This window comes from Mesorhizobium sp. CAU 1732, assembly GCF_039888675.1.
In the GTDB taxonomy this organism is placed as follows: domain Bacteria; phylum Pseudomonadota; class Alphaproteobacteria; order Rhizobiales; family Rhizobiaceae; genus Aerobium.
Map to the genome: position 1 here is coordinate 1,994,642 of NZ_JBDQQR010000001.1, position 24,849 is coordinate 2,019,490.

The following is a 24,849-nucleotide window of genomic DNA, read 5'->3' on the forward strand; positions in this document are numbered from 1 at the left end:
AAGGGCTTCATCGCCGCTCTCAGGCGGCATATTTCCGTGGATTAACGCCGAAACCGGCGATCAGCTCGCGCAGATCGGGTTCCTCGACGAGACGTGCGGCATCCTGCGGCGCGAACCAGCGGCGCTTGCGCTTCTTGCGCTCGGGCCATTTGTCGGCGATGCGATCGACTTCCATCGGATAGACATGGACCTCGCAGCGCCACTCCATGCCTGAAGGGAGTTGCTTGCCATAATAGAAGCGGCCGACTTCCTGCTTCGAGATCGCACCGTCGATGCCGGCTTCCTCGGCCGCTTCGCGCGCGGCGGCCTCGTAAGGGGTCTCGCGCTTCTCGGGCCAGCCCTTCGGCAGAACCCAGCGTCCGGTGCCACGGCTCGTCACCAGCATCACCTCGAACCCATCCGCCGTCTTGCGCCACGGAAGCGCTGCGACCTGCACGCGGCAAGGCATTCCGCCGAACATGCGACGTATCCGGTCGAGGAGGTGATTTCGGGTGGTGTAGCTCACTATCATGGGTTGGCGATCGGTTGGAGGACAGTTTCGTTTGCCGCCTCACAAATATTGCGGGTAATGATGTGTTTATAAAGCAAAAAAAGCGTAAACACGTCTAAAAGTGGGTTATTCGCGGGCAAAGTGCAAGTGAGCGAAAGTCTCGCGCAAGCTTGAGGCGCCGAATCGAACGTGCACAGGCGCGTGGGACCGGCGTATCGCCGCTCCCGAAACATCGTCAGGCGATCACGAATACCCGGCGGATCGCCATTTCGACCCGGAAAGAGACCGAATCAGCCCGCTTGCGGCGTGCCGGCTTGCGCGGCAGGAGAGGCAGGACGTCGTCGATGCCTCGGACTATCCGCGACCGTCTTCGGCGATCGGCTTCTGGTAGGTGAAGCCCATGTCCCAGGGGAAATAGATCCACGTGTCTTGGCTGACCTCGGTGACGAAGGTGTCGATCATCGGACGGCCCTTCGGCTTGGCGTAGATGGCGGCGAAATGCGCCTTCGGCATCATCGCCCGCACGATCGCCGCGGTCTTGCCGGTGTCGGTGAGGTCGTCGACGATCAAGACGCCTTCGCCCTCGTTTTCGAGCAGCGTCGGGGTGATTTCCTTCAGGACCTGGAGTTCACCCTGCGACGTATAGTCGTGATAGGAGGCCACGCACACCGTTTCGATCAGGCGCACGCCGAGCTCGCGCGAGATGACGGCGGCGGGTACGAGGCCGCCGCGCGTGATGCAGACGATGGCTTTCCATTCAGGCCGGATGCCCGACAGCCGCCAGGCGAGTGCGCGCGCGTCGCGGTGGAACTGGTCCCAGGAAACCGGGAAGGCCTTTTCGGGAAGCGACATGGAAGCACTCCGGCTGCGCAAAGCGTGGTTGGAATGCAGCCGGAGTTACAGGCAAACAGGCGCGATTGGCAAGGCCGCAGGTGCGGCCATCCACATCGCGCGAGCGCCGGGTCAGCGCGCCATGAAGGTCGCGGTCGGCATCGACTTCAGGAGCGTTCGCGTCGCGCCGCCGAAAAAGAACTCCTTCAGCCAGGACTGGCTGTAGGCGCCCATCACCAGAAGATCGGCGCCGCTTTCGGCAATGTGGTTCTCAATCGCCTCGCCGGTGCTGAGATCGCCGCTGGTTTCGCTGGCGAAGGTGACCTTCGCGCCGTGGCGGGACAAAGCCGCCGCGATATCGACGCCCGCCATCGCACCGTCGTCATGGCCGGTGTCGCGACGGTCGAGCGACAGGATTTCGGTCTCCTGCGCGGCGACGATGAAGGGCAGCGCGTCGAATGTCGCGCGCGCGGCCTGCTGGGTGCCGTTCCAGGCGACGAGCACCTTTCTGAACTCCGGCTTGACCGAAACCGCATAGGGCACGAACAGAACCGGCCTTCCGCTCTCGTAGAGCAGCGCCTCGACATTCGCCATCGAGCCGGAATCGGCGTCGGGGTCCGTCTGCTGGACGATGATCAGGTCGGCGGCGCGTGCGGCCGTCAGCGCGCTGACGGCGCTGTCGCCCGAGACGTTCTCCATCGCCTGCCACTCGTAGGACGCGCCCTCGCGCGCGGCGCGTTCCCGGAACACCGCCTCGATCTCGGCGCTGCGCCGGTCGTTGATTTCGACGCTCGCCGTCAGGAAATCGGTGTCGGGAAATCCCATCGGCGTGACATAGGGGACGGGGATCGCCTCCGCATGCACGCCGATCAGATGCGCGGAAAAGCGCGCCGCGAGCGGCAAGGCGCAATCCAGCACGCGATCGACATCCGACTTGTTCTGGAGCACGGCGAGTAGGGTCTTGTATGTCATGTCAGCCTCCATGGGACGTCTGCAAACAACATATAGTCACCTGCCGTGGTTCCCGCATCGGGCATCGACGACGCTTTACGCAGGCTCCGAGCCGAGCGCGTCCACCATAGCCTGAACCTCCGAAGCCGCGGCGTCCAGCATCTCCTGGCTGCGGGCACGGACGACGAGTTCGGTCCAGAACGTGCCATCGAGATATTTGGGATACGACCCGATGATCGTCTCGGGATATTTCTTCTGGATGTCGCCGAGCGGTCCGCCGATGACGCCTTCGCCGAACGGGCAGTGGATCGTCGCGGAGATGAGTTTCTGGCCGGTCGACAGGGTCGGTACGACATTGTCGAGCATCGCCTGGAAGATTGCCGGCACGCCGGCCATGACATGGACGTTGCCGATCCTGAAACCGGGCGCGAGCGAGACCGGGTTGTCGATGTGCTCGGCGCCGCGCGGCATGCGCGCCATGCGCTTGCGGGCCTCGGTGAACTCCATCTCGCGCTTCTGGTAGTGTGCATCCATCATCGCATAGGCGCGGGCGTCGTATTCGCACGGCACGCCGAAGGCCTTCGATATCGAATCCGCCGTGATGTCGTCATGGGTCGGGCCGATGCCGCCGGTGGTGAAGACATAGGTGTAGCGCGCGCGAAGCGCGTTGACCGCCGCGACGATGTCGTCCTCCTGGTCGGAGACCACGCGGACTTCCTTGAGATCGATGCCGATCGCGGTCATGACGTCGGCGAGGTGGCCGATATTCTTGTCCTTGGTGCGCCCGGACAGGATCTCGTCTCCGATGACGATCATGGCGGCGGTGATGATATCGGCCATGCGGCGCTCCCTGGCTCTTTGCGGAGAAAAGGCATAGCGCCGTGGCGAAAGCACCGCAATGGCAGGCTCGGAAGCGAAATCGCTTGGGCCAGCGGTTTTGCAGGCGTGTCCGCGCATGCTAACCACGGCGCTCGCCGTTCAGCCCCCATCGCCTGGAGCCCAGATGAAAGCCGTTCTCTACGAAGCCTTTGGCGCAGCACCGAAGATCAGTACGCTGCCCGACCCCGCGCCGGAGCCGGACGGCGTGGTCATCGCGGTCAAGGCGACGGGTGTGTGCCGCAGCGACTGGCACGGCTGGATGGGACACGATCCCGATATCGTGCTGCCGCACGTTCCCGGCCACGAACTGGCCGGCGTAGTCGCGGCGGTCGGGCGCGACGTGCGCAACTGGCGCGTCGGCGACCGCGTGACCGTTCCCTTCGTGTCCGGATGCGGGTCGTGTTTCGAATGCACGTCCGGCAATCACCAGGTCTGCGATCACCAGTTCCAGCCGGGCTTCACCCATTGGGGCTCGTTCGCCGAGCTGGTGCGCATCGACCATGCCGACATCAACCTCGTGCGGCTGCCCGAGGCGATGGACTATGTGACGGCGGCGAGCCTCGGCTGCCGCTTCGTGACGTCGTTTCGCGCCGTGATCGACCAAGGGCGGGTGAAGGCCGGCGAATGGGTCGCGGTGCATGGCTGCGGCGGCGTCGGGCTGTCGGCGGTCATGATCGCGGCGGCCGCCGGCGCGCATGTCGTCGCCATCGACATCGCCGACGACAAGCTCGACTTCGCGCGGTCGCTGGGAGCGGTTGCGACCATCAACTCGCGCAACGTGGCGAATGTGGTCGAGGCCGTCGCCGAGATCACGTCGGGCGGTGCGCATCTTTCACTCGATGCGCTCGGACATCCCGATACGTGCTTCAATTCCATCGCCAATCTGCGCAAGCGCGGCCGCCATGTGCAGGTGGGCCTGATGCTCGCCGATCACGCCACGCCCAGAGTTCCGATGGCCAAGGTGATCGCCAATGAACTCGAAATCCTCGGCAGCCACGGCATGCAGGCGTTCCGCTATCAGCCGATGCTGGCGATGATCGAGGCGGGCAGGCTGAAGCCGGACCTGCTCGTCGGCCGCCGCATCGCGCTCGATGAGGCGCCGGAGGCTTTGACGTCGATGGACAGCTTCAAGGGTGTCGGCGTGACGGTGGTCGACCGCTTCTGATCCGCGTCTTGCCAGACGGGTTTGCACGTCTAAGGTAAGCGGATCAGGCTTGGGGACGTCCGGATCATGCTTTCAGCCCTTATCGGCGTCGTCGTCGCGACCCTTGCAGCATGTCTGCTGGTGGCGCTCTATTTCGTCTACGTCACGCGGCGGATTGCGCGGAATGCCGAGCAGAAGGTGCCGCCCGTCGGCGCTTTCATCACGGTCGATGGCGAGCGCATCCACTATGTCGAGCGCGGCGAGGGGCGGCCGATCCTGATGATCCACGGGCTCGGCGGCACGCTGCATCACCTGCGCCGGCCGCTGATGGAGGTGTTCGGCGACGGCTATCGCCTGATCGCGATCGACCGGCCGGGCTCGGGCTATTCGACCCGGGCAAACGGGCGAAGCGGCGGACTTCGCGAACAGGCGGATTTTATCGCCCGTCTGATCGACGCTCTTGGCCTCGAGAAACCGCTTCTGGTCGGCCACTCGCTGGGTGGCGCGGTGGCGCTGGCGACAGCGCTCGATCATCCGCGCAAGGTTGCGGGACTGGCGCTGATTTCGCCGCTCACGCACACATCCGAGCCATCGTCGGCCTTTGCGGCTCTGGCGATCCGCTCACCGCTCAAGCGCCGGATCATCGCCAACACGATTGCGCTGCCGATCTCGATCCGCAACGCGCCGATGGTGCTGGACTATGTGTTCGGCCCGCAAAAGCCGCCGGCGGACTACGCGGTGGCGGGTGGCGCGCTGGTGGGTCTGAGACCCTCGCATTTCTACGCCACGGCGACGGATTTCACCGCGCTTGAACGCGAACTGCCCCGGCAGGAGACCCGTTATGGCGAACTCGATATGCCGGTCGGCATTCTCTACGGGACGCAGGATCGGATCGTGGATTACCGGACCAACGGTGTTGCCATGGAGGGCAAGGTGAAGGGGCTCGACCTCGAAATCATCGACGGGATCGGCCACATGCCGCAATATGCGGAAACCGCCCGCGTCGTCGCCTTTATCCGCCGGATCGCGGAGCGCGCCTTCGCCCGTTGAGCGTGTCGCGATTTGGTTCCATTTTTTTTAAAGACTTGCGGAACCGGATGGGAACGGGTTCGTTACCAACGAAACATTCTGTGATGTGAGGCGGCGTCATGACCATAAACACGACATTCCACGAACCGGTTCTCCTGCGCGGCAATGGGGGCGTTACCTCGATCCGAACCGCCGTGGAGGCATCCGAGGCGTTGCAGCTCCAGTGGCCGGAGGCTCGCGGCAAGTGGTATCATGCGGCAAACCGCGCCTGTGCGTCTGCTGCCGAAGGCCGCACGTCGCCGCATGTCGCGCGCCGTATCTTCCTGCAGGCCGCGGAAGAATCACGCGTCCGCGCGTAAAATCCCGCATCGCCGTCTCGCACGCCGCGCCACAGTCCGCATCGTGGGCCTTGCGCCTGCTTGCCCGTGAAACCCTTGCAGCGAGCAAATCGCGCAGGTAGGGGAACGGAGCCGCGGGCGTGGCGAAACTGGTAGACGCAAGGGACTTAAAATCCCTCGGCCTTGGTCATGCGGGTTCGACCCCCGCCGCCCGCACCATTTTCTGATCTGATCCGCATCGTCCGATGTCACCACTGCGGTAATCGCCGCTTCGGATGCTGGCGTTTCGTGCGCGGGCTTGGCACAGTCGCGACAAACCGGAGAGTAAGCATGCCGCAGACACGATCGCCCGCTTTCACGAAGCCGAAGCCCTGGACGGATGTCGCGCCGCTGCTGGTCGATGTCGCGACGGGGCGCAAGAAGGCGGATCTCGTGGTGCGCAACGGGCGGTGGGTGAACGTCCATTCGGGCGAGATCATCGATGGCACCGATATCGCCATCGTGGCCGGCCGGTTCGCCTATTGCGGCCCCGACGCCAGCCACGCGATCGGCGAGGCGACGACCGTGGTGGACGCCGGCGGGCGCTATCTCGTGCCCGGCCTGTGCGATGCGCATATGCATGTCGAGAGCGGCATGGTCACCGTCACGGAATTCTCGCGCGCGGTCATCCCGCACGGCACGACGTCGATGTTCATCGACCCGCATGAAATAGCCAATGTGCTGGGGCTGGCCGGGGTGCGGCTGATGCATGACGAGGCGCTGGCGATGCCGATCAACGTGCATGTTCAGATGCCGTCCTGCGTGCCGTCCGCGCCGGGACTCGAGAACGCCGGCGCGGAGCTTTCGCCGGCCGATATCGCCGAGGCGATGACGTGGGAGAACATCATCGGGCTGGGCGAGGTGATGAATTTTCCGGGCGTCGCCGCCAACGATCCGACGATGGTGGCGGGCATCGCGGCGACCGTGAAGGCCGGCAAGACCGTCGGCGGACACTACGCCTCGCGCGATCTCGGGCTGCCGTTCCACGGCTATGTCGCGGGCGGCCCGGAGGATGATCACGAGGGCACCTGCGTGGAGGACGCCGTCGCGCGCGTGCGGCAGGGCATGAAGGCGATGCTGCGGCTGGGCTCGGCCTGGTACGACGTTGCGACGCAGATCAAGGCCATGACGGAGCTCGGGCTCGACTCGCGCAATTTCATTCTTTGCACCGACGACAGCCATTCCGGCACGCTCGTTCATGACGGGCATATGGACCGCGTCGTGCGTCATGCGATCGAGCAGGGGCTGAAGCCGGTCACCGCGATCCAGATGGCGACGATCAACACCGCGCAGCATTTCAGGCTGGAGCGGGACATCGGCTCGATCACGCCGGGCAGGCTGGCCGACTTCCTGATTGTATCCGATCTCGCGGCGCTGGCGATCGACGCCGTTTACGCACGCGGCGTCAGGCTCGCCAGCGAAGGCAGGCTGGAGATCGACATCCCAGCCTACGACTATCCCGACACCGCGAAGAACACGGTGCATCTCGGCAAGACCCTGTCGGCGCAGGACTACGACGTCGCAGCCCCCGCCGGCGCGAACGAGGTGCGGGTGCGCGTCATCGGCGTGGTCGAGAATCAGGCGCCAACGAAGGCGCTCGAGGCCGATCTCGCCGTGCGCGACGGGTTCGTGGAGATGGATCGGGCCGGTGACGTCTGCCAGATCGCGCTGGTCGAGCGCCATCGCGGGACGGGGGGCGTGGTCAACGGCTTCGTCTCGGGCTTCGGCTACACGAAGGAGTGCGCCATCGCATCAACGGTCGCGCATGATTCGCACCACATGATCGTCGTCGGGACCAACAAGGAGGACATGGCGCTGGCTGCCAACCGCCTCGGCGAAGTCGGTGGCGGCGTCGTTCTGTTCTCCGAGGGCAGGGAACTGGCGCTGGTCGAGATGCCGATCGCCGGCCTGATGTCCGACGAGCGCGCCGAGATCGTCGCCGGGAAAGCTGCGAAGCTGACGGTGGCGATGCGCGAGGTCGGCTGCACGCTCAACAACGCCTACATGCAGCACTCGCTTCTGGCGCTCGTCGTGATCCCCGAACTGCGCATCTCGGATGCGGGCATCATCGACGTGACGAAATTCGAGAAGGTCGACCTGTTCGTGTGACAGGGTGAGGGCGGGTCGCCGCCCCGCTCACCCGTCCAGAGTCAGCTCCAGCGACATGCGTGTCCCGCCGCGACCGTCGCCATAGGAGATCGTCGTGCCGAGCTGGCTCGCCATCGCGGACACGATGCGCGTGCCCAGGCCGGTGCCCTTCGCCTTGCCGGTGCCGTCCCAGCCGACGCCGTCATCCTCGACCAGCAAGGTGGCACGGTTCTCGGATGCCTTGCGGATGACGATCCGAACCTCGCCGGCCGCATTGTCCGGGTAGGCGTATTTGTAGGCGTTGGTGAGGAGCTCGGTGACGATCATGCCGATCGAGATCGCCCGGTCGGTGGGGATCGTCAGCGGCGCGAGGTCGAGCCGCACGCGGGATTGGTGCCCAGCGGCCTTCATCGCCGTGTCGAGTTCCTCCACCAGCGTGGAGAGATAGGAATCGAGCGAAACCGAACGCACGTCGTCGGAGGTGTAGAGACGGCGATGGAGGCCTGCGATCGCGGAGATGCGGGCCTGCGTTTCGTTGAGCGCGTCCTTGGCCTTCGGGTCCGTAACGGCAGACGCCTGCATGCGCACCAGCGCCGCGACAAGCGCGAGGCTGTTGGCGACACGATGGTTGACTTCGGTGAGCAGGATTTCGGCGCGGTCGCGCGCGGCGCGCACTTCCTGCTCGGCGAGTTCCTTTTGCCGCTCCAGCCGCGCCTTCTCGATCGACTGTTCGATGGCGCTGGTCAGAAGGACGATGAAGTCCTCGCCGACGGTCTTGAGGACGTAGTCCGCCGCACCGGCCTTCAGCGCCTCGACGGCGACCGTCGGTTCCTGCGATCCGGTGACGTAGACGACCGGCGGCGGCGAGGGGGCAGCCTGCAACTCGGCCAGAACGCCGATGCCGGTTCCGGCATCCAGGAAATGGTCGAGCACTACGACGTCGACGCCGCCCATGGCGATGCGATCCATGCCGGATTGGGCGTCGCCGGCATGTTCGTATGCGTAGCCGCGGCGCGTCAGCGCGCGCTCGACGAGCCGGGCAAGCGCCGGATCGTCGTCAATATGCAGAACCCTGTACGTCCTGTTCGGCACTCTATTCAGTCTCCGGGACCTGCATGACAGAGAAGAACAGACCGAGCTGGCGAATCGCGTTCGCGAAGCCTTCGTAGTCCACCGGCTTGGTGATGTAGACGTTCGCGCCGAGATCGTAGCAGCGCTGGATCTCGCGTTCGTCGTCGGTCGTGGTCAGCACGACGACGGGCGAGCGCTTGGTGTGCATGTTGCCCTTCACCTTCTCGAGGATGTCCACGCCGGTCATGTCCGGCAGGTTCAGGTCGAGCAGAACCAGAAGCTGGCGGCCGGAGCTGACATTGCCCGAGCCATCGGGCCCGAGCAGATAGTCGAGCGCGGAGGTTCCGTCGGTAAAGGGGATGATCTCGTTGCTGACACCGGCGCGGCGGATGTTCTTTTCGATCAGCCGCGCATGGCCCTCGTCGTCCTCGACCATGATGATCGTGACCGGCTTTGCATTGCTCACGTCTCTTTACTCCTTGTCACTGTCCTGACGTCGATCGGCAGGAGAATGGAAAATGTCGTTCCGACGCCATGTTCGGAGGACAGCGAGATGTCGCCGCCAAGTCCGCGCACGAGCGTGCGGACATGGGCAAGGCCGATGCCTTCGCCGGGCTTGTCCTGCTGGCCGGAGCGCCGGAACAGGTCGAACACCCGCTCGTGGTCCTTGGCGGCAATGCCGCGCCCATTGTCCGAGACGTCGATGAGAACCTGGCCGGCAGGCGCGCGCCGCGCCGTCACGTTGATTTCGAGCGGGCGGTTGGCACGGTATTTCACGGCATTGTCGATAAGATTGCCGAGTATCTGCTCCAGCGACATCCGGTCCGTGACGAGCGTCGGCACTTTGACATCAAGCGTCGCGGTGCCGTCCGCCTCGGCGATCTGATGCTGGACGGTCGCCAGATTGGCCTCGAGCAGCGCCTTCAGATCGATCGTCTCCGGCTTGAGCGGCCGACGTCCGTCTCGCGAAATCTTCAGGATGGCGTTGATCAGGCCGTCCATCTTGCGGGTCGACGAGCGGATGAAGCCGATCGCCTCGGGGAGATCTTCGGATGCGGCGGTGCGCGCTTCCTGGATTTCCTGCTCGCTGAGCGTGTCGCCATCGGCCAGAACATAGGACTGGATCGACTTCATCGTCTCGTCGAGCTCGGCGGTGAAACCCATGATGTTGACCAGCGGCGCACGCAGATCGTGCGTGACGATATAGGCGAAGCGCTGGACCTCTTCATTGGCCCGGACAAGATCCTGGGTGCGTTCCTTGACGCGTTCTTCAAGCCCCAGATTGAGCGTGTCGACTTCCGTGCGCGCCTCGACGAGTTCGCGTGTATAGGCGAGTGCCGTCCAGACGGAGCCGCCGCCGACGACGACGATCGCGAGGCCGCCCAGAATGCTCACCCACTCGAGCGCTTTCGAGCTCGATCGCTGGGCTGCGCCCCCCGCGGTGACGCGTTCGTCGGCCGCTTCGATGGTCTGGTCGAAGAAGGCGCGGGATTCGTCCATGATCCGCTTGCCGCGATCGGTCTGCACGATCGCGAGGGCGGCGTCGCGTCGCCCGTCCCGAGCGAGCTGGATCGTCTCGGCCATTTCCCCGATCTTGATGACGAGCCCCTCGCGAAGCCGCCGCATCGGCTCCTGTGCGGCCGGATTGGATGCGAGCGCCTGCGCGAGGCGCTCGTAGTTGGGGAGAATATCCGAGACGGCTGCGTCATAGGGCGCCAGGTAATTTTCCTCGAGCGTGAGGAGGTAGCCGCGCTGACCGGTCTCGGCATCCTGGAGCCCCGTCCTCAAATTGACAGTCGCGGCCCGAATTTGCCGCGCTTCCAGAACCTCGTCGAAATAGCCCTGTGTTCGCTCGACAAGCCAGATCGTCGTGCCGACGATGGCAAGCAATGCGAGGAGGCCCGCGATCAGCAGGATCGCACTGGTTCGGACGAAAGTGGCTCTTGTTATCGGCACGGAGTCGCTCTTGCAGGTGGTTCGGCAGTACTTCGCTCAAACAGGGAGCCGACTCCATTAAAAAAAGACATAGAAGCTTGTGAAAAAAGCGTATTGCAAGCACTTACCGGACGCGATGCCCCGAAAATCCACCCATAAGAGCTTGCGCTTGGCGTGGATCAGCCGCCGACGGCGACGCTGATGACCTCGAGCGGTGTCGTGATGATGATTTCAGCGGCGGTGCCGACCGTCTGGCCCAGGCCCTTGGTGAGACGGTTTATGCGGTCGGCGACCATGTCCTCGCCGGTGCCGAACTCGTCGCCCTCGTCGAGGCGGTCGCCCAGCAATTGCACCAGCATCGGGTTGTCGGCGAACTTGGCATGGTTGAGCCGGTCGCCCGACGACAGGCCGGAAACGTTCACCACGACGACGCCGAGCTCGGCGAGTTCCGCGTCATTGTCGAAGTCGCCGACGCGCGGGCGGTTGCCCGCGATGATCGATGACACCTGCAGCGCCCGGTCGTCGCGCGAGAGCATGACGAAGAACGGCCGCTCGGGCTTTCCGATTCGCCGAAGCTGGCTTTTGAAGACATCGACGTCGATATCGGGCGCAGCCAGCACCACATCGCCGAGGCTTCGGGCAATATCCCGTTCGTCGGTGATGGCGATCTGACGCAGCGCTTCCATCGTCGCCCAGTTGCCCATCGAATGCGCGACGATGTCGATGCGGGTCGCGCCGTTGGCGCGCAGGAGCTTGAGGGTTTGTTCAAGCCCGTCGCGGCCGATGGTGGCGGAGTTGTTGTCGTAGATGTAGTCGACCGTCCGGCCCGTCGATGCCCAGGTAAAGAGAACCGGCGTCCCGGTATATCCGGAATCATGAACGATCTGCGCCATGCGGTAGACGGCATGATCGAACGACGTCCGATAGCCGTGCACGAAGACGAGCGCGCGGCCTTTGGTGCTCGCAAGCCGTTTTCGCAGCGATTGGGCGAAATCGCCCTCGGTCGGAAAGACGCCGACTTCAGACGCAGCGAAATGCTTCGCCGCGTCCCGTCTGGCGCGGCCGCGCGGCTGCTCCAATGCGCCCGTGGTATGAATGGCCGGGACGGTGACCTCGATGCGGGCAAAGCCGAGTTCATCGCCACGCTGGCCGCTGAAGACTTCCGCGGGATCGCTGGCGGGCGCGCGTGACGTGGTGACGAGGATGGAGTGGCTGGCTGCGATTTGCGAGGCGTTTTGCGCGGCCATGACGTCGAGCAGGCTGTGGGACTGATTGCCGCCGCAGCCCGCGACGGCAAGCGTGAGGAGGATCATGCAGATCAATCGGAAGGGCATAAGACCAGGCGACGACACGGACGGATGTTCCCCAAAGCGTTGCATCACGTCGGTACTGACTATCCGAGCGGCAGTCCATTCACAATGCGCGGCGGTCAGCGACTCCAGAAGACTGGGGTGAAGATGACGAGGACCGCGAGAATTTCGAGCCGCCCCATCAGCATCAGCAGCGACAGGATCCATTTCGCCGCATCGTTCAGCGACGCGAAGTTGCCGACGGGACCGATGACGTCACCCAGGCCGGGGCCGACATTGGTCAGCGCCGTCAGCGCGCCGGTCGTCGCGGTGACGAAGTCGAGACCGGTCGCCGACAGCAGGATCGCGCCGATCAGCCAGATGACGACGAAGGAGGCGATGAAGAGGACCACCGCGCGCTGCACGCTTTCGTCGACCACCCGGTCGCCATAGCGCACGCTGAGCACCGTGTTGGGGTAGACTAGCCGCCGCAGGCCGTTGTTGAGCAGTTCGAACAGGATCAGGAAGCGATAGGCCTTGATGCCACCCGTCGTGGAGCCGGAGCAGCCTCCGAGGAATGTGGCGACGAATATGCCGACGACCGCGAGCGGTCCCCACAGCGTATAGTCGTCGCTGGCGAAACCGGTCGTCGTGATGATCGACATGAAGTTGAAGACGGAGTGGGTGAGTGCGTCGAAGAACGGCACGTCGTCACGCACCCGCAGATAGATCGCCACGGTCACAGCGAAAGCCAGCGAGTAGCATGCAAAGACCTTGATCTGCGGATCGCGGATCGCGTCGAAGCGACCCTTTACCGCAAACAGGATCATGATGGAGAACGGCAGCGCGCCGATGAACATGAAGAAGGAGCCGATCCAGAGGATGGCCGGCCGGTCGGAATATTGCAGGAACGAACTGTCGTGGGTCGAGAAGCCGCCCGTGGCGAGCGTTCCCATCGCGTGGTTGACCGCGTTGAAGCCGCTCATCCCCGCCGCGGTGTAGGAGATGGCGCAAACCGCCACGAGCGAGGTGTAGACCGCGAAGAGGCTGATCGTGAACGTGCCGAAACGCTCGAACGGGCGGTCCTCGATGTCGGACGATTCGATCTTGAAATAGGTCACGCCGCCGATGTTGAGGAGCGGCAGGAGGAAAAGCCCGAACGCGATGACGCCGAGGCCGCCCATGAAGGTGAGGAGCGATCGCCACATCAGGATGCCGGGCGGGGCCATGTCGAGGCCTGAGATGACGGTTGAACCGGTCGTCGTAATGCCCGACACGGACTCGAAAAATGCGTCCGTCACGCTGAGCGACAGCGACGACAACATGAACGGCACGGCGCCGGCAATGGCCGTCGTCAGCCAGAGCAGGTTGACGAGGAGAAACCCGAACCGCGCCGACGGCACGGGGAGCCGACCCTGCGTCGCCATCGCCACGGCAAGCGCCAGTCCGCCCGTGAAAATCGCGGAAAACGCGAACACCTGCCAGTCGTCGTTGCCGTAGTAGATATCCACGAAAGCCGGGATCAGCATGGCAAGCGAGAGATAGATGGCAAACACCGCGGCAATGTGAATTGCGGCACGAACGGCGGAATACTGCACGAGAGGCTGCCTCGGTTTGCCTTGCGCGGTCTGCTCGTCGATTCTTGGTCAACCCTGCCGCTGCGGCGAAGAGTGGCTTCACCGCGCCGAATATGCAATAGCGCCGCACATGCCAAGGCGTTGCGCGGCGGCATTGGAACGGGACGAACAGATGAGCGGATTTCCTCACCAGGTGGCGCGTGCCGCCGCTGCGATGCGCGCGGTCTTCCCCGAAACGCCGCTTCAGGAGAATGACTATCTGTCGCGCAGGACCGGCGCGCGCATCTTTCTCAAGCGGGAAGACCTGTCGCCCGTCCGGTCCTACAAGATACGCGGCGCTTCCAATTTCTTCCGCAAGGCGCTGGCCACCGGGGACGGTCCCGAGAGCTTCGTCTGCGCCTCGGCGGGCAATCATGCGCAGGGTTTTGCGTTCGTCTGCCGCCAGTTCGGCCGGAAGGGCATGGTCTTCATGCCGGTGACGACGCCGCAGCAGAAGATCGACAAGACGCGGATGTTCGGCGGCGGCGCGGTCGAGATCAAACTTGTCGGCGACTTCTTCGACGAGTGCTACCGCGCAGCGCAGGATTATGCGCAGGAGACCGGTGCGCTGATGGTGCCGCCCTTCGATCACAAGGACATCATCGAGGGCCAGGCGACGGTGGCGCATGAGATCGCCGCGCAGATGCCCGACGGCGTGACGCCGGACATCGTCGTGCTGCCGGTCGGCGGCGGCGGCCTGGCGGCGGGCGTGACGCGGTATTTCCATGAGACGTCGCTCGATGCGCGGTTCGTGTTCTGCGAGCCGGCCGGCGCGCCCAGCCTCAAGCAGAGCCTCACGACGGGAAAGCGCGCGAAGCTGGGCGGGGTCGACAATTTCGTCGACGGCGCCGCCGTGGCCGAGATCGGCCGCGAGAACTTCCGGCTGCTGAAGGAGTTCGACCAGAGCCAGGTGCATCTCGTCCCCGAAGACCGTCTTTGCGCGACGATGATCGAGATGCTGAACGTCGAGGGCATCGTGCTCGAGCCTGCCGGCGCGCTGTCGATCGACGCGCTGAAGGATCTGACGCGCAAGGAGTTGAAGGGCAGGGCGGTCGTGCTGGTTGTGTCGGGCGGCAATTTCGACTTCGAGCGCCTGCCGGACGTGAAGGAGAGGGCGCTTCGGTTCGAAGGCCTGAAGAAATACTTCGTCTTCCGCTTCCCGCAGCGCCCCGGCGCATTGCGGGATTTTCTCGACCTGATGGGTCCCGATGACGACATCGCGCGTTTCGAATATCTGAAGAAGTCCGCGCGCAATTTCGGCTCGGTGCTGATCGGCATCGAAACCAAGGACGCGAAGAACTTCGACGTGTTGCGCAAGCGCTTCGCCGAAGAGGGCTGGGCGTATCAGGACATCACCGACAACGAAGTGCTGGCGGGGCTGATCATATGAAAAACACGGTCTGGATCGTTCTGTTTCGCGGCGTCGGCGGCAAGACGCAACTGCCGACCGCGCCTCTGCGCGCGAAACTCACCGAGGCCGGTTTCGGCAACGTCGCGACCTACATCAACTCCGGCAACGCGATCGTCTCGAGCAGCCTGTCGCGTGACAAGGCCACGGAGACGATCGCGGATATTTGCCGCGCCGAGTTCGGGTTCGACAAGGACATCCACCTGCGCTCCCGTGACGAATGGGCGAAGCTGATCGCGCAGAACCCGTTTCCCGACGCGATCGAAACGCCGAACTTCCTTCATGCAGCGGTTCTGGCCGGCGATCCCGCGAAGGGCGCGCTCGACGCGTTGCAAGCGCTCGCCAGCGGCGGCGAGCGGATCGCCGTGGTCGATCGCGTCGCCTATCTCCACACGCCGAACGGCTTCGGCACCTCGAAACTGGCCGTACGGTTCGACAAAAGCATCGGCGTGCCGAACACCGCCCGCAACTGGAACACAGTGCTGAAGCTCGCGGAACTGGCGGAGGCGGCAGCGTCTGCAGATTGATCCGCACATCCGCGCTTTTGTGCGCTGCACAAATGACCGGTTGCTTTTCTGCGCGAATTGTCCCATATGCGGCTTACAAGGCGCATGGGCCGGTTCGACCGGCCTTCCTTTTTGCACAGGACTGGTTGCGTCTACGTTTTCCCCTCGAGGCTCGTTGGCCGAAGGTGGCGAACAGCCCCGCCGTATGATGCGCGCGGGGCGCGACAGCGCAGCCGAGCGAAGCGAATGCTTCGCCGCCTTGTCGTTCACATAAAGATTCAAGCGACAGGTTGCGCCCTGCCGTGGACCCATTTGCGGCCCGGCATGTGCCGGCGCACGCACGAAAGAAGATAGTTTTGACAAACGAAAACACCATGCCAGCCGTCGACGCGTCCAGCCTTGAGGGTTTTGAGGCTCTCGGCATCACCGGCGTGCTGCTCAAGGCGACGCACAATGCGGGCTTTACCGAGCCGAAGCCGATTCAGGTTCAGTCGATCCCCGCGCAGCTCCAGGGCCGTGACATTCTGGGCATCGCCCAGACCGGTTCCGGCAAGACGGCTGCGTTCAGCCTTCCGATCCTTGCCAAGATCGTCGGCCTCGGCACCAAGCGCGCTCCGCGCACCTGCCGCGCGCTCATCCTGGCCCCGACCCGCGAACTGGCCGTCCAGATCGAGGAGACGATCCGCGTCCTCTCCAAGGGGCTGCACGTATCGACCGCGCTCGTCCTCGGTGGCGTGTCGCGCTTCTCGCAGGTCAAGCGCATGGCGCAGGGCGTCGACATTCTCGTCGCAACGCCGGGCCGCCTGACGGACCTCGTCCGCGAGGGCGAAATCAGCCTCGTCGACACGAAGTTCCTGGTGCTCGACGAAGCCGACCGCATGCTCGACATGGGCTTCATCCATGACGTGAAGCGCATCGCCAAGGCGACCCACAGGGACCGCCAGACGGCGCTGTTCTCGGCCACCATGCCGCATGAGATCGAGCAGCTTGCCGCAGGCCTCCTGAAGAATCCGGCGCGCGTCGAAGTCGCGCCGCAGGGCACGACCGCAGGCGAGATCGTGCAGAGCATCGTCATGGCGCGCACCAAGCAGAAGCGCAAAATCCTGTCCGACATGCTGGCCGACGAGGCGATGCGCTCCGTGCTCATCTTCGCGCGCACCAAGCACGGCGCCGACCGCGTCACCAAGGATCTCGAGCGCGACGGCTTCAAGGCCGCCGTCATCCACGGCAACAAGTCGCAGAACGCCCGCCAGAACGCTCTGAACGGCTTCCGCGAGGGCAAGGTCCGTATCCTCGTCGCGACCGATATCGCAGCACGCGGCATCGACGTGCCGGGCATCAGCCACGTGGTCAATTTCGACCTGCCGGACGAGGCGGAGAGCTACGTTCACCGCATCGGCCGCACCGGCCGCAACGGCGCGGACGGCATCGCCATCACGCTGTGCGACCCGAGCGAGAACGCCAAGCTGCGCCAGGTCGAGCGCATCATCCGCATGAAGCTGCCGGTTGCAGCCAGCCATCTGGACCAGCCGGATCCGGCGCCGCAGAAGCGCGATCCGAATGCGCCACGCCAGGAAGCGGCCAACGACGATCGTTCGGACCGCAAGCCGAAGCGTTTTGGCGGCAAGCCCTCGGGCAACCGCAGCTTCGCCGGCAAGCCGGCCGGCAACAAGCCGTTCCGCGGCAAGCGCAAGCCGCAGGGCGCACGTCGCCCCGCCGAACGCGCGGCATAGTTGAAGTTGGGCCTGGCACAATTGCGCCGGGCCTGCTGATCCACTAAGGCGTTTCCCGTCGGCTTGCTTCGAGCCGTCCAATAAAGACAAACGACGGGAAACGCTCATGGCCGGCTTGGCGGCACTCGCGATCGCCTATGTGCTGTCGCAATTCTATCGCTCGTTCCTTGCGGTCCTGACGCCATCGCTGATCAGCGAGCTCGGCGCGACGAAGGCGGAGCTATCCTTCGCGTCCGGCGCGTGGTTCATCACCTTCGCACTCTCCCAATTCGCCATCGGCGTTTCGCTGGACCGTTACGGTCCGAAGCGAACGGCAGCCGTCCTGCTCGCGGTATGCGGCGGCGGCGGCGCGCTTGTCTTTGCATCAGCCACAACGCCCTGGATGGTCACCGTGGCCATGGCGCTCATCGGCATCGGCTGCGCGCCGGTGCTGATGGCTTCCGTCTTCATCTTCGCGCGCACCTATTCGCCGGCCCGGCTGGCGATTCTCATTTCATGGATGATCGGGTTCGGCACGCTGGGCAACGTCATCGGCGCGTCGCCGCTGGCAACGGCAGCGGACGCCTTCGGCTGGCGGCCCGTGCTCGTGGGGCTCGCCGTCGCCACGTTTGCGACCGCAGCCGCGATCATGGTCTTCGTGCGCGACCCGGCGCGGATCGAGCATAGCAGCGACAACGGCTTTGCCGGCTATGTCGAACTTCTCAAGTTGAAGGTGCTGTGGCCGATCCTGCCGATCGTCGGGCTCAACTATGCAGCCGCAGCCGGCATTCGCGGCCTCTGGGCCGGCCCCTACCTTGCCGACGTCTATGGCGCCGACGCGCTTGTGATCGGCCAGGTGACCCTGTTCATGGCGCTTGCCATGGTGGCGGGCAGCTTCATCTACGGCCCGCTCGACACGGTCTTCCGCACCCGCAAATGGGTTGCGATGGTCGGAAACGCCCTGGCTCTGGTGACCATCGTCTTCATCGCGATCAACCCCGTCACCGGCATCGTCACGGCCGCCATTCTCCTGATGCTGATCGGCCTGACAGGTTCGAGCTTCGGCCTCGTCATGGCGCATGGCCGGGCGTTCCTGCCGGCGCACCTGACCGGACGGGGCATGACGCTGCTCAACTTCTTCTCGATCGGCACCGTGGGGTTGATGCAGTTCGCGACCGGCGGCGTGGTGACGGCGAGTGCGGATCCGGGCGACCCGGCCGCAGCCTACGCGGCGCTGTACTGGTTCTACGCCGCGATGCTCGCGCTTTCCCTGGTCATCTATTCCTTCGCGCGGGACGCGAAGCCCGAGCAGGTAGACGAGGCTATCGCGGCTGAAGCGAGCCGATCCACGCGCTGATCCGCCCGGCAACCAGCGCCGTGGTGGAGGGCGACAGCGCGTCGCCGGCGATGACGTGGTTGTTGGGATCGTCCGAACCCTCCACGATCATCGTCTCGTGCGCAGCCCCCCAGCGCTCGGCGATGGCGCGTGTCCGCTCCGGCTGAACGACCTTGTCCGCATCGGAGAAGATGAAGAGGCCAGGGGTCGCGACCGTCTCGACGGGTGCTGCCCGCGCCAATTCCGTCAGCGCTGCCATCGGCAGGGTCGCGGATGTGGGATAGCGGGTCGTCCAGTAGCGCCCATGCGCCTCGCTTCGCGGCTGAAATTCGCGCTCCCTGCCGGCGACCAGATGGGCGATCTGGCCACCCCACGGCATCGTCAGAAGCCACGCGCCCGCGTTCTGCACGCCGTAATTGGGCGATATCAGCACCATGCCTATGACATCGCGCGAAAGCTCGGGGTCGGTGGCCGCCCATGTCGCGAGCGAGGCACCGGTCGAGGTCGCGATGACGACCACCTTTTCGCCGATCGCGCGGCCGATGGCGATGGCCTCGGCATAGTCGTTGACCCAGGCGTTGACCGTCGCCTCCGCCATCGCTGGACCGTCGCGGCCGTGGCCGGCAAGGCGCGTATAGAAAAGGTTGGCGCCAAGCTCCGCCGCGACCTTGTCGGGCATCGGCCGAAGCTCGCCCTTTGAGGCCGAAAATCCGTGGATATAGACGATTGCGAGCGGGGTCTTCGCGCGCGATTGCGGATAGGCCCAGACGATTTCCTTCGCGAGGTCGGGGCGCAGCCCGGGAACATCGGCTTCCTCCGCCTCGATATAGGCCTGCGGGTCAGGGCCGATGGCGGTCGGGTCGAAGCTGACGGTCGTATCGGCGTCCACCCTCGGACCTGTCAGGTAGAGTGCGAGCAGCACGGCAAGCGCGAGCGTCACGAGGATAGCGGTGATACGGAACACATGTCTCTCCGGCGGGCTGGCAACCGGCACCGACCGGTCCAGTCTGGCGGCACAGTGCCGAAACCTCCGCGCCGTCGCAAGCCTTCCAGCAGGTTTGGACCGCGCGGCGGGCTCGATCGCCGTGCATCCTTACGGACGCACGAGTGGCGATCTATCTCTTTGTTTGAGCATTGGAATAACCCAAAACCGGATTCCACTTTCGGTCCGATGCTTTAGCGGCGCTTGCGGCCGAACTGGCGCTGGTCCCATCCGGTGATGCGCCGGATGAGGCGGTAGTGAAGTTCGTTGGGCAGATAGCTCATGACCTTCAGAACCCAGGTCAGCCTGCGCGGGAAGGTGATCTCGAAGCCGCCCGTGCGAAATCCGTCGGCCATGCGTTGCGCGGCCTTTTCCACCGGCATCAGGGCCGGCATCGGAAACTTGTTCTTGTCGGTCAGCGGCGTCGCGATGAAGCCCGGATTGACCATCTGCAGCCGGATGTTGAGCTTGTCGAAATCGTAGCGCAGCGACTGGGCGATGGCGTTGAGGGCCGCTTTCGACCCGCCATAGGCGGCGGCAGACGGCAGTCCGAAATAGCTCGTCACCGAGCCCACGATCGCGATCTGGCCGAAACCGCGATCGCGCATGCGGTCGGCCACCGGCACGAGGCCGAACATCACGCCCAGGAGATTAACCTGGAACGTCGAGACGAAATTGTAGGTTTCGAGCCGCTCGCCATGGGAGGGGTAGTAATTGCCGGCGTTGAAGACGGCCAGAACGATCGGCCCGAGATCGGCTTCTATCCTGGCGACGATGCGATCCATGCCCTGTTCGTCCGTGACGTCGCACAGATACGGCACGATGCGGCCCGACAGGTTGGCAGCCTCTTCCGCCAGGGTGTCCAGCCTGTCCAGATCGCGCGCCGTGACCGCGACGACATAGCCTTCCCTCGCAAGGTCGAGCGCCAGTTGGCGGCCCAAGCCGGTGCTCGCGCCGGTAATCCAGGCTGCGCCGTCCCTGGGGGTTGCCCTGTAAAGCGTCATGATGTCATCCGAGGCTGGTTCGGTCTGGAGGGTGGTAGTCGCTATTGGTGATGGGTGGAAGGTCGGCGTGCGTCAATCCGTTGTCGAAATAGAACGCTGTCTTGGAAAATCCAACCTTGAAAGCCGTCGCTTCCGTTTCTAGGGTCGCGCGAAACACAGTGACGAGGAAATTCCCATGACAAGTTCGGTGATCGACGTCATCGGCAATACGCCGCTGATCCGCCTTAAGCGCGCATCGGAGGAGACCGGCTGCGAAATCCTCGGCAAGGCAGAGTTCATGAACCCCGGCCAGTCGGTCAAGGACCGCGCCGGTCTCTTCATCATTCGCGACGCGGAACGGAAGGGCCTGCTGCGGCCGGGCGGCGTGATCGTCGAGGGCACGGCAGGCAATACGGGCATCGGCCTGACCGTCGTGGCGAAGGCGCTCGGCTACCGCACCGTGATCGTGATCCCCGACACGCAGAGCCAGGAAAAGAAGGACGCGCTGCGTCTCCTGGGCGCCGAGCTGATCGAAGTGCCGGCCGTCCCCTACAAGAACCCGAACAACTACATCAAGGTTTCCGGCCGGCTCGCCGAACGGCTTGCGAAGACCGAGCCGAACGGTGCGATCTGGGCCAACCAGTTCGACAATGTCGCCAATCGCGACGGCCATATCGAAACCACCGCCATCGAAATCTGGAACCAGACTGAAGGCAAGATTGACGGCTTCGTTTCCGCCGTTGGCACGGGCGGTACGCTCGCCGGCGTCGCAACTGGCCTCAAGGGCAAGAGCAACGCGGTCAAGATCGCGCTGGCGGACCCGCTGGGCGCCGCGCTCTACAGCTACTACACGACCGGCGAACTGAAGTCGGAGGGCTCGTCGATCACGGAAGGCATCGGGCAGGGCCGCATCACGGCCAATCTCGAAGGCTTTGCGCCCGACTTGTCCTACCAGGTGCCCGACGAGGACGCGCTGCCGATCGTCTTCGATCTGGTGCAGGAGGAGGGGCTTTGCCTCGGCGGCTCGAGCGGCATCAACATCGCAGGCGCGATCCGGCTCGCCCGTGACCTCGGACCCGGCCACACGATCGTGACCATCCTGTGCGACTACGGCACCCGCTACCAGTCGAAGCTGTTCAATCCGGAGTTCCTGCGCGGCAAGAACCTGCCCGTTCCCGGCTGGATCGAGAAACCGGTCGACATCGACGTGCCCTTCGAAGAGGTCGCCTGATGGCGCTCAAGACGGAGGCGCTGTTTCGCGACGACGCATACCTGCAATCGACGGAGGCGACGGTCGTCGCGGTCAACGAGCGCGGCGGGATCGTGCTCGACAGGACGGTTTTCTACGCGACCTCCGGCGGACAGCCGGGCGATACGGGCTTCTTCGAGCGCCCCGACGGTTCGAAGATCGCGATCGCCGCGACGGTCACCGGCGAAACCAAGGACGAGATCATCCATGTTCCCGCCGCCGGCGAGGCGGTGCCCGTGCTTGGCGAGACGCTGACGATCGCGATCGATTGGGAGCGCCGGTTGAAGCTCATGCGCATGCACACCGCCTGCCATCTGCTGACCGTGGTGTGTCCCTATCCGATCACCGGCGCGTCGGTGAGCGAAGAGGACAGCCGCGTCGATTTCGACGCTGCGGACGCCGGATTCACCAAGGAGGACGTGACGGCCCGGCTGATGGACCTCGTCCGCGCCGACCATCCCGTCTTCACGCGCTGGATCACCGACGAGGAACTGGCGGCCAATCCGGGGCTGGTGAAGTCCAAGAACGTCCGCCCGCCCGTCGGCACCGGCCGGATCAGGCTCGTCGGCATCGGCGAGGGCGGGGCGATCGACACCCAGCCCTGCGGCGGCACGCATGTCGCCTCCACGGGCGAGATCGGCGAGATCCATATCGGCAAGATCGAAAAGAAAGGCCGCGAAAACCGCCGCTTTCGAATCCGATTTGGCCCGCTGCCTGCATCCTGAGCGACGACATTTCGTTTCGCCGGCGGATATGCGATATCGGGTGACCGATCAGCAGGGTGTGACCATGGCCGAAAAAAGTCCCTTCGTCGTTTCCGCAGACTGGCTTCAGGAGCGGCTTGGTAAGCCGGGACTGTCGATTGTCGATGCGTCCTGGTATCTGCCCGCGCAAAAGCGCGATGCGCGTGCCGAGTATGATGCGGGGCATGTTCCGGGTGCCGTCTTTTTCGACCACGACACCGTCGTGGAGCCGGGCGCGACGCTCCCGCACACGATGCCTTCGCCGGCGCATTTCGCGCAGTTCGCCGGGTCGATGGGGATCAGCAGGTCCGACACGATCGTCGTCTATGACGGGCCGGGCATGTTTTCCGGCCCGCGCGCCTGGTGGATGTTCCGGACCATGGGTGCGAGGGACGTTTACATGCTCGATGGCGGTTTCGACCGCTGGAAGGCTGAGGGGCGGCCGGTGACGGCCGAGCCGACGAAGATCGCGCCGACCTTTTTCGAGGTCGAGGACGACACGGGCCGTGTGGTCACGCTCAGTGAGATGCGCGACGTGGTCGACAGCGGCTCAGTGCAGATCGCCGATGCAAGGCCAGCCGGCCGTTTCGCCGGTACGGACCCGGAGCCCCGCGCAGGCATACGCTCCGGCCACATGCCGGGCGCCCGCAACGTTCCCGCGACCAGCCTGTCGCGCGACGGAAAACTGCTTCCGGTCAACGAGTTGCGCCAGGTTCTTGAATCGGCGGGCGTCGATTTGACCAAGTCGGTGGTGACCTCGTGCGGCTCGGGCGTCACGGCGGCGGTGATTTCGCTGGCGCTCGCTTCGGTCGGTCACGAGGACAACCGTCTCTATGACGGCTCGTGGACGGAATGGGGCGGCCTCAGCGACACGCCTGTCGTCACCGGAAACGACTGATATGCCGCGCAAGACTGGCGAAGCGAAGGCGCTGAGCGCCCGCATCACGCATCTCGAAATGCTGGCGCCACCTGCCCATCGCGTGCAGATGCCGATGGGGCCGAGGCTGGCGGTCATGCGCGCGCGGACGATGCCGCTTGCCTTCTATCGGTATCTCTACGAGCAGGTCGGAAAGGCGCATCACTGGCTGTTCCGGCGCGATACACCTGACGGGGAATTGGCCGCGGCGATCCATGCGGAACACACCGAAATCCAGGTGCTGTACGTAGACGGTTCGCCGGCGGGCTTCTTCGAGCTCGACCTGTCGCGTTTGCCGGAGGAAGCGGAGGTTTTGTATTTCGGCCTGACGCCCGATTTTCAGGGAAGGGGGTTGGCAAAATTCTTCCTGTCGGAAGCGGTGTTTGCCGGTTGGGCGCACCAGCCGCGGCGTCTGGTGATCCACACCAACACGCTCGACAGCCCGCGCGCGCTCCAGCTCTACCAGCGCATCGGCTTTTCGCCTTACGCGTTCTCCGAGGAAAGCGTCACGCCCTGGGCGTGATGGGGCGGCGTTAAGGTTCCTGAACGCCAGACAACAGCGCGTTCAGCTTCGTTTCAGTTCGGATTTGCGATTGTCGGTGTATCGAACGAGGCATCGCCTGACGCAGTCTGAAGGAGACGACCAATGATCCGCCGCATTTTCATCGCCGCAACCATCGCGGCCATAGCACTTCCCGGCTTCGCCACCGCGCAGTCGTCCATGCCGTCGGCAGACAGCATCATGCGCCAGCTGGAAGCCGCGCCGCAGAAGCGCGTCCGTCCGAACGAGCGTGTCACGGTGCGCGAATTCAAGCGCCGGCCGGAGCTTCGCCGCGCCGCGCCGTCGATCGAAATCCAATCGATCAACTTCTCCTTCGGCTCGGCCGAAATCCCGTATTCGCAATATGGCAAGGTCGAGCAGATCGCCAATGCGCTGGACCGGATCATCAAGCGTCGTCCGGGCACGCGCATCCTGATCGAAGGCCATACGGATGCGGTGGGGTCCGATCATTCCAACCTCATCTTGTCGGAGCGCCGTGCCGACTCGCTGAAGCGCGTGCTGGTCCGGGAGTTCAACATCCCGTCGCGTGCGATCGAGACGGTCGGTTATGGCGAGGACTATCTGCTCGTCCAGACGCAGGCGGAGAACTGGCAAAACAGGCGCGTCACGCTGCGCCGTGTCGACGAGTTCCTGCGCTAACCCTTTCGAACAGCCGCGCGGATTTCCGTCCCTCCATCCGCGTGGTTTTCCCGGCCCGCCAGCATCCCCTGCTGGCGGGCCGTGGCTTTTGAAGGCGTGTTTCGGGTGGCGGC

The 24,849-nt window shown here is 64.5% G+C and carries 24 protein-coding genes and 1 tRNA gene; 14 read left to right on the forward strand and 11 right to left on the reverse strand.

What is annotated here, in order from left to right:
* Nucleotides 1-19: 19 nt before the first annotated feature.
* The 4 genes from AAFN55_RS09695 to AAFN55_RS09710 form a co-directional block, all read right to left on the reverse strand.
* The gene (locus AAFN55_RS09695) at nucleotides 20-511 is read right to left on the reverse strand and encodes an NUDIX hydrolase (protein ID WP_347798641.1); all 492 of its coding nucleotides are present in this window, start codon (nucleotides 509-511) and stop codon (nucleotides 20-22) included.
* Between the two features lie 333 nt (nucleotides 512-844).
* Nucleotides 845-1,342 carry a xanthine phosphoribosyltransferase gene (gpt, locus tag AAFN55_RS09700; protein WP_347798642.1) on the reverse strand — a complete coding sequence of 166 codons (498 nt, stop codon included), beginning with the start codon at nucleotides 1,340-1,342 and terminating at the stop codon, nucleotides 845-847.
* Between the two features lie 111 nt (nucleotides 1,343-1,453).
* On the reverse strand, nucleotides 1,454-2,293 hold the full coding sequence (locus AAFN55_RS09705; protein WP_347798643.1) for a universal stress protein: 840 nt from the start codon (nucleotides 2,291-2,293) through the stop codon (nucleotides 1,454-1,456).
* Between the two features lie 75 nt (nucleotides 2,294-2,368).
* On the reverse strand, nucleotides 2,369-3,112 hold the full coding sequence (locus AAFN55_RS09710) for a competence/damage-inducible protein A (protein WP_347798644.1): 744 nt from the start codon (nucleotides 3,110-3,112) through the stop codon (nucleotides 2,369-2,371).
* Nucleotides 3,113-3,275: 163 nt separating this feature from the next.
* On the opposite strand from AAFN55_RS09710, the gene AAFN55_RS09715 reads away from it, so the two are divergent.
* From AAFN55_RS09715 to ade, 5 genes are all read left to right on the forward strand, one after another.
* Nucleotides 3,276-4,316 carry a zinc-dependent alcohol dehydrogenase family protein gene (locus AAFN55_RS09715; protein ID WP_347798645.1) on the forward strand — a complete coding sequence of 347 codons (1,041 nt, stop codon included), beginning with the start codon at nucleotides 3,276-3,278 and terminating at the stop codon, nucleotides 4,314-4,316.
* 66 nt (nucleotides 4,317-4,382) lie between these two features.
* On the forward strand, nucleotides 4,383-5,345 hold the full coding sequence (locus tag AAFN55_RS09720; protein WP_347798646.1) for an alpha/beta fold hydrolase: 963 nt from the start codon (nucleotides 4,383-4,385) through the stop codon (nucleotides 5,343-5,345).
* 98 nt (nucleotides 5,346-5,443) lie between these two features.
* The gene (locus tag AAFN55_RS09725) at nucleotides 5,444-5,683 is read left to right on the forward strand and encodes a DUF982 domain-containing protein (protein WP_347798647.1); all 240 of its coding nucleotides are present in this window, start codon (nucleotides 5,444-5,446) and stop codon (nucleotides 5,681-5,683) included.
* A gap of 113 nt (nucleotides 5,684-5,796) precedes the next feature.
* A tRNA-Leu gene (locus tag AAFN55_RS09730) sits at nucleotides 5,797-5,881 on the forward strand.
* A gap of 111 nt (nucleotides 5,882-5,992) precedes the next feature.
* A complete protein-coding gene (gene ade / locus AAFN55_RS09735; protein WP_347798648.1) occupies nucleotides 5,993-7,810 on the forward strand; it encodes an adenine deaminase in 1,818 nt (605 codons plus the stop codon).
* Nucleotides 7,811-7,837: 27 nt separating this feature from the next.
* Here ade and AAFN55_RS09740 read toward each other — a convergent pair whose 3' ends face one another.
* From AAFN55_RS09740 to AAFN55_RS09760, 5 genes are all read right to left on the reverse strand, one after another.
* Nucleotides 7,838-8,881, reverse strand: a complete 1,044-nt coding sequence (locus AAFN55_RS09740; protein ID WP_347798649.1) for a histidine kinase dimerization/phosphoacceptor domain -containing protein — start codon at nucleotides 8,879-8,881, stop codon at nucleotides 7,838-7,840.
* Between the two features lies 1 nt (nucleotide 8,882).
* On the reverse strand, nucleotides 8,883-9,296 hold the full coding sequence (locus AAFN55_RS09745; protein ID WP_347800230.1) for a response regulator: 414 nt from the start codon (nucleotides 9,294-9,296) through the stop codon (nucleotides 8,883-8,885).
* Between the two features lie 26 nt (nucleotides 9,297-9,322).
* Nucleotides 9,323-10,816 carry a CHASE3 domain-containing protein gene (locus AAFN55_RS09750; protein WP_347798650.1) on the reverse strand — a complete coding sequence of 498 codons (1,494 nt, stop codon included), beginning with the start codon at nucleotides 10,814-10,816 and terminating at the stop codon, nucleotides 9,323-9,325.
* 158 nt (nucleotides 10,817-10,974) lie between these two features.
* Nucleotides 10,975-12,108 (reverse strand): alpha/beta hydrolase, encoded by a 1,134-nt coding sequence (locus AAFN55_RS09755; protein ID WP_347798651.1) that lies wholly within the window; start codon nucleotides 12,106-12,108, stop codon nucleotides 10,975-10,977.
* A 116-nt stretch (nucleotides 12,109-12,224) separates the two neighbouring features.
* Complete coding sequence (locus AAFN55_RS09760) at nucleotides 12,225-13,682, reverse strand: TrkH family potassium uptake protein (protein ID WP_347798652.1); 1,458 nt, start codon at nucleotides 13,680-13,682, stop codon at nucleotides 12,225-12,227.
* Between the two features lie 151 nt (nucleotides 13,683-13,833).
* Here AAFN55_RS09760 and ilvA point away from each other — a divergent pair, with 151 nt between their 5' ends.
* The 4 genes from ilvA to AAFN55_RS09780 all read left to right on the forward strand — a co-directional run bounded on the left by ilvA (nucleotide 13,834) and on the right by AAFN55_RS09780 (nucleotide 18,683).
* Nucleotides 13,834-15,090, forward strand: a complete 1,257-nt coding sequence (ilvA, locus tag AAFN55_RS09765) for a threonine ammonia-lyase IlvA (protein WP_347798653.1) — start codon at nucleotides 13,834-13,836, stop codon at nucleotides 15,088-15,090.
* On the forward strand, nucleotides 15,087-15,635 hold the full coding sequence (locus AAFN55_RS09770) for a DUF1697 domain-containing protein (protein ID WP_347798654.1): 549 nt from the start codon (nucleotides 15,087-15,089) through the stop codon (nucleotides 15,633-15,635). Before ilvA ends, AAFN55_RS09770 begins: the two co-directional genes overlap by 4 nt.
* A 353-nt stretch (nucleotides 15,636-15,988) precedes the next feature.
* Nucleotides 15,989-17,347, forward strand: a complete 1,359-nt coding sequence (locus AAFN55_RS09775; RefSeq protein WP_347798655.1) for a DEAD/DEAH box helicase — start codon at nucleotides 15,989-15,991, stop codon at nucleotides 17,345-17,347.
* Nucleotides 17,348-17,453: 106 nt separating this feature from the next.
* The gene (locus tag AAFN55_RS09780) at nucleotides 17,454-18,683 is read left to right on the forward strand and encodes an MFS transporter (protein WP_347798656.1); all 1,230 of its coding nucleotides are present in this window, start codon (nucleotides 17,454-17,456) and stop codon (nucleotides 18,681-18,683) included.
* On the opposite strand, the gene AAFN55_RS09785 is transcribed toward AAFN55_RS09780, so the two are convergent.
* Nucleotides 18,649-19,626: an alpha/beta fold hydrolase gene (locus AAFN55_RS09785; protein ID WP_347798657.1), complete on the reverse strand. Its 978-nt coding sequence runs from the start codon at nucleotides 19,624-19,626 to the stop codon at nucleotides 18,649-18,651. The genes AAFN55_RS09780 and AAFN55_RS09785 overlap by 35 nt on opposite strands.
* A 212-nt stretch (nucleotides 19,627-19,838) precedes the next feature.
* Complete coding sequence (locus AAFN55_RS09790; protein WP_347798658.1) at nucleotides 19,839-20,648, reverse strand: SDR family NAD(P)-dependent oxidoreductase; 810 nt, start codon at nucleotides 20,646-20,648, stop codon at nucleotides 19,839-19,841.
* 175 nt (nucleotides 20,649-20,823) lie between these two features.
* Between AAFN55_RS09790 and AAFN55_RS09795 the strand changes: the two genes are divergently transcribed.
* The 5 genes from AAFN55_RS09795 (at nucleotide 20,824) to AAFN55_RS09815 (ending at nucleotide 24,736) form a co-directional block, all read left to right on the forward strand.
* Nucleotides 20,824-21,858 carry a cysteine synthase A gene (locus tag AAFN55_RS09795; protein WP_347798659.1) on the forward strand — a complete coding sequence of 345 codons (1,035 nt, stop codon included), beginning with the start codon at nucleotides 20,824-20,826 and terminating at the stop codon, nucleotides 21,856-21,858.
* Nucleotides 21,858-22,601, forward strand: a complete 744-nt coding sequence (locus tag AAFN55_RS09800; protein WP_347798660.1) for an alanyl-tRNA editing protein — start codon at nucleotides 21,858-21,860, stop codon at nucleotides 22,599-22,601. The genes AAFN55_RS09795 and AAFN55_RS09800 overlap by 1 nt, the downstream gene beginning before the upstream one ends.
* A gap of 64 nt (nucleotides 22,602-22,665) precedes the next feature.
* Nucleotides 22,666-23,517, forward strand: a complete 852-nt coding sequence (sseA, locus tag AAFN55_RS09805; RefSeq protein WP_347798661.1) for a 3-mercaptopyruvate sulfurtransferase — start codon at nucleotides 22,666-22,668, stop codon at nucleotides 23,515-23,517.
* Between the two features lies 1 nt (nucleotide 23,518).
* On the forward strand, nucleotides 23,519-24,058 hold the full coding sequence (locus AAFN55_RS09810; protein WP_347798662.1) for a GNAT family N-acetyltransferase: 540 nt from the start codon (nucleotides 23,519-23,521) through the stop codon (nucleotides 24,056-24,058).
* Nucleotides 24,059-24,181: 123 nt separating this feature from the next.
* Nucleotides 24,182-24,736 (forward strand): OmpA family protein, encoded by a 555-nt coding sequence (locus AAFN55_RS09815; protein ID WP_347798663.1) that lies wholly within the window; start codon nucleotides 24,182-24,184, stop codon nucleotides 24,734-24,736.
* Nucleotides 24,737-24,849 lie beyond the last annotated feature (113 nt).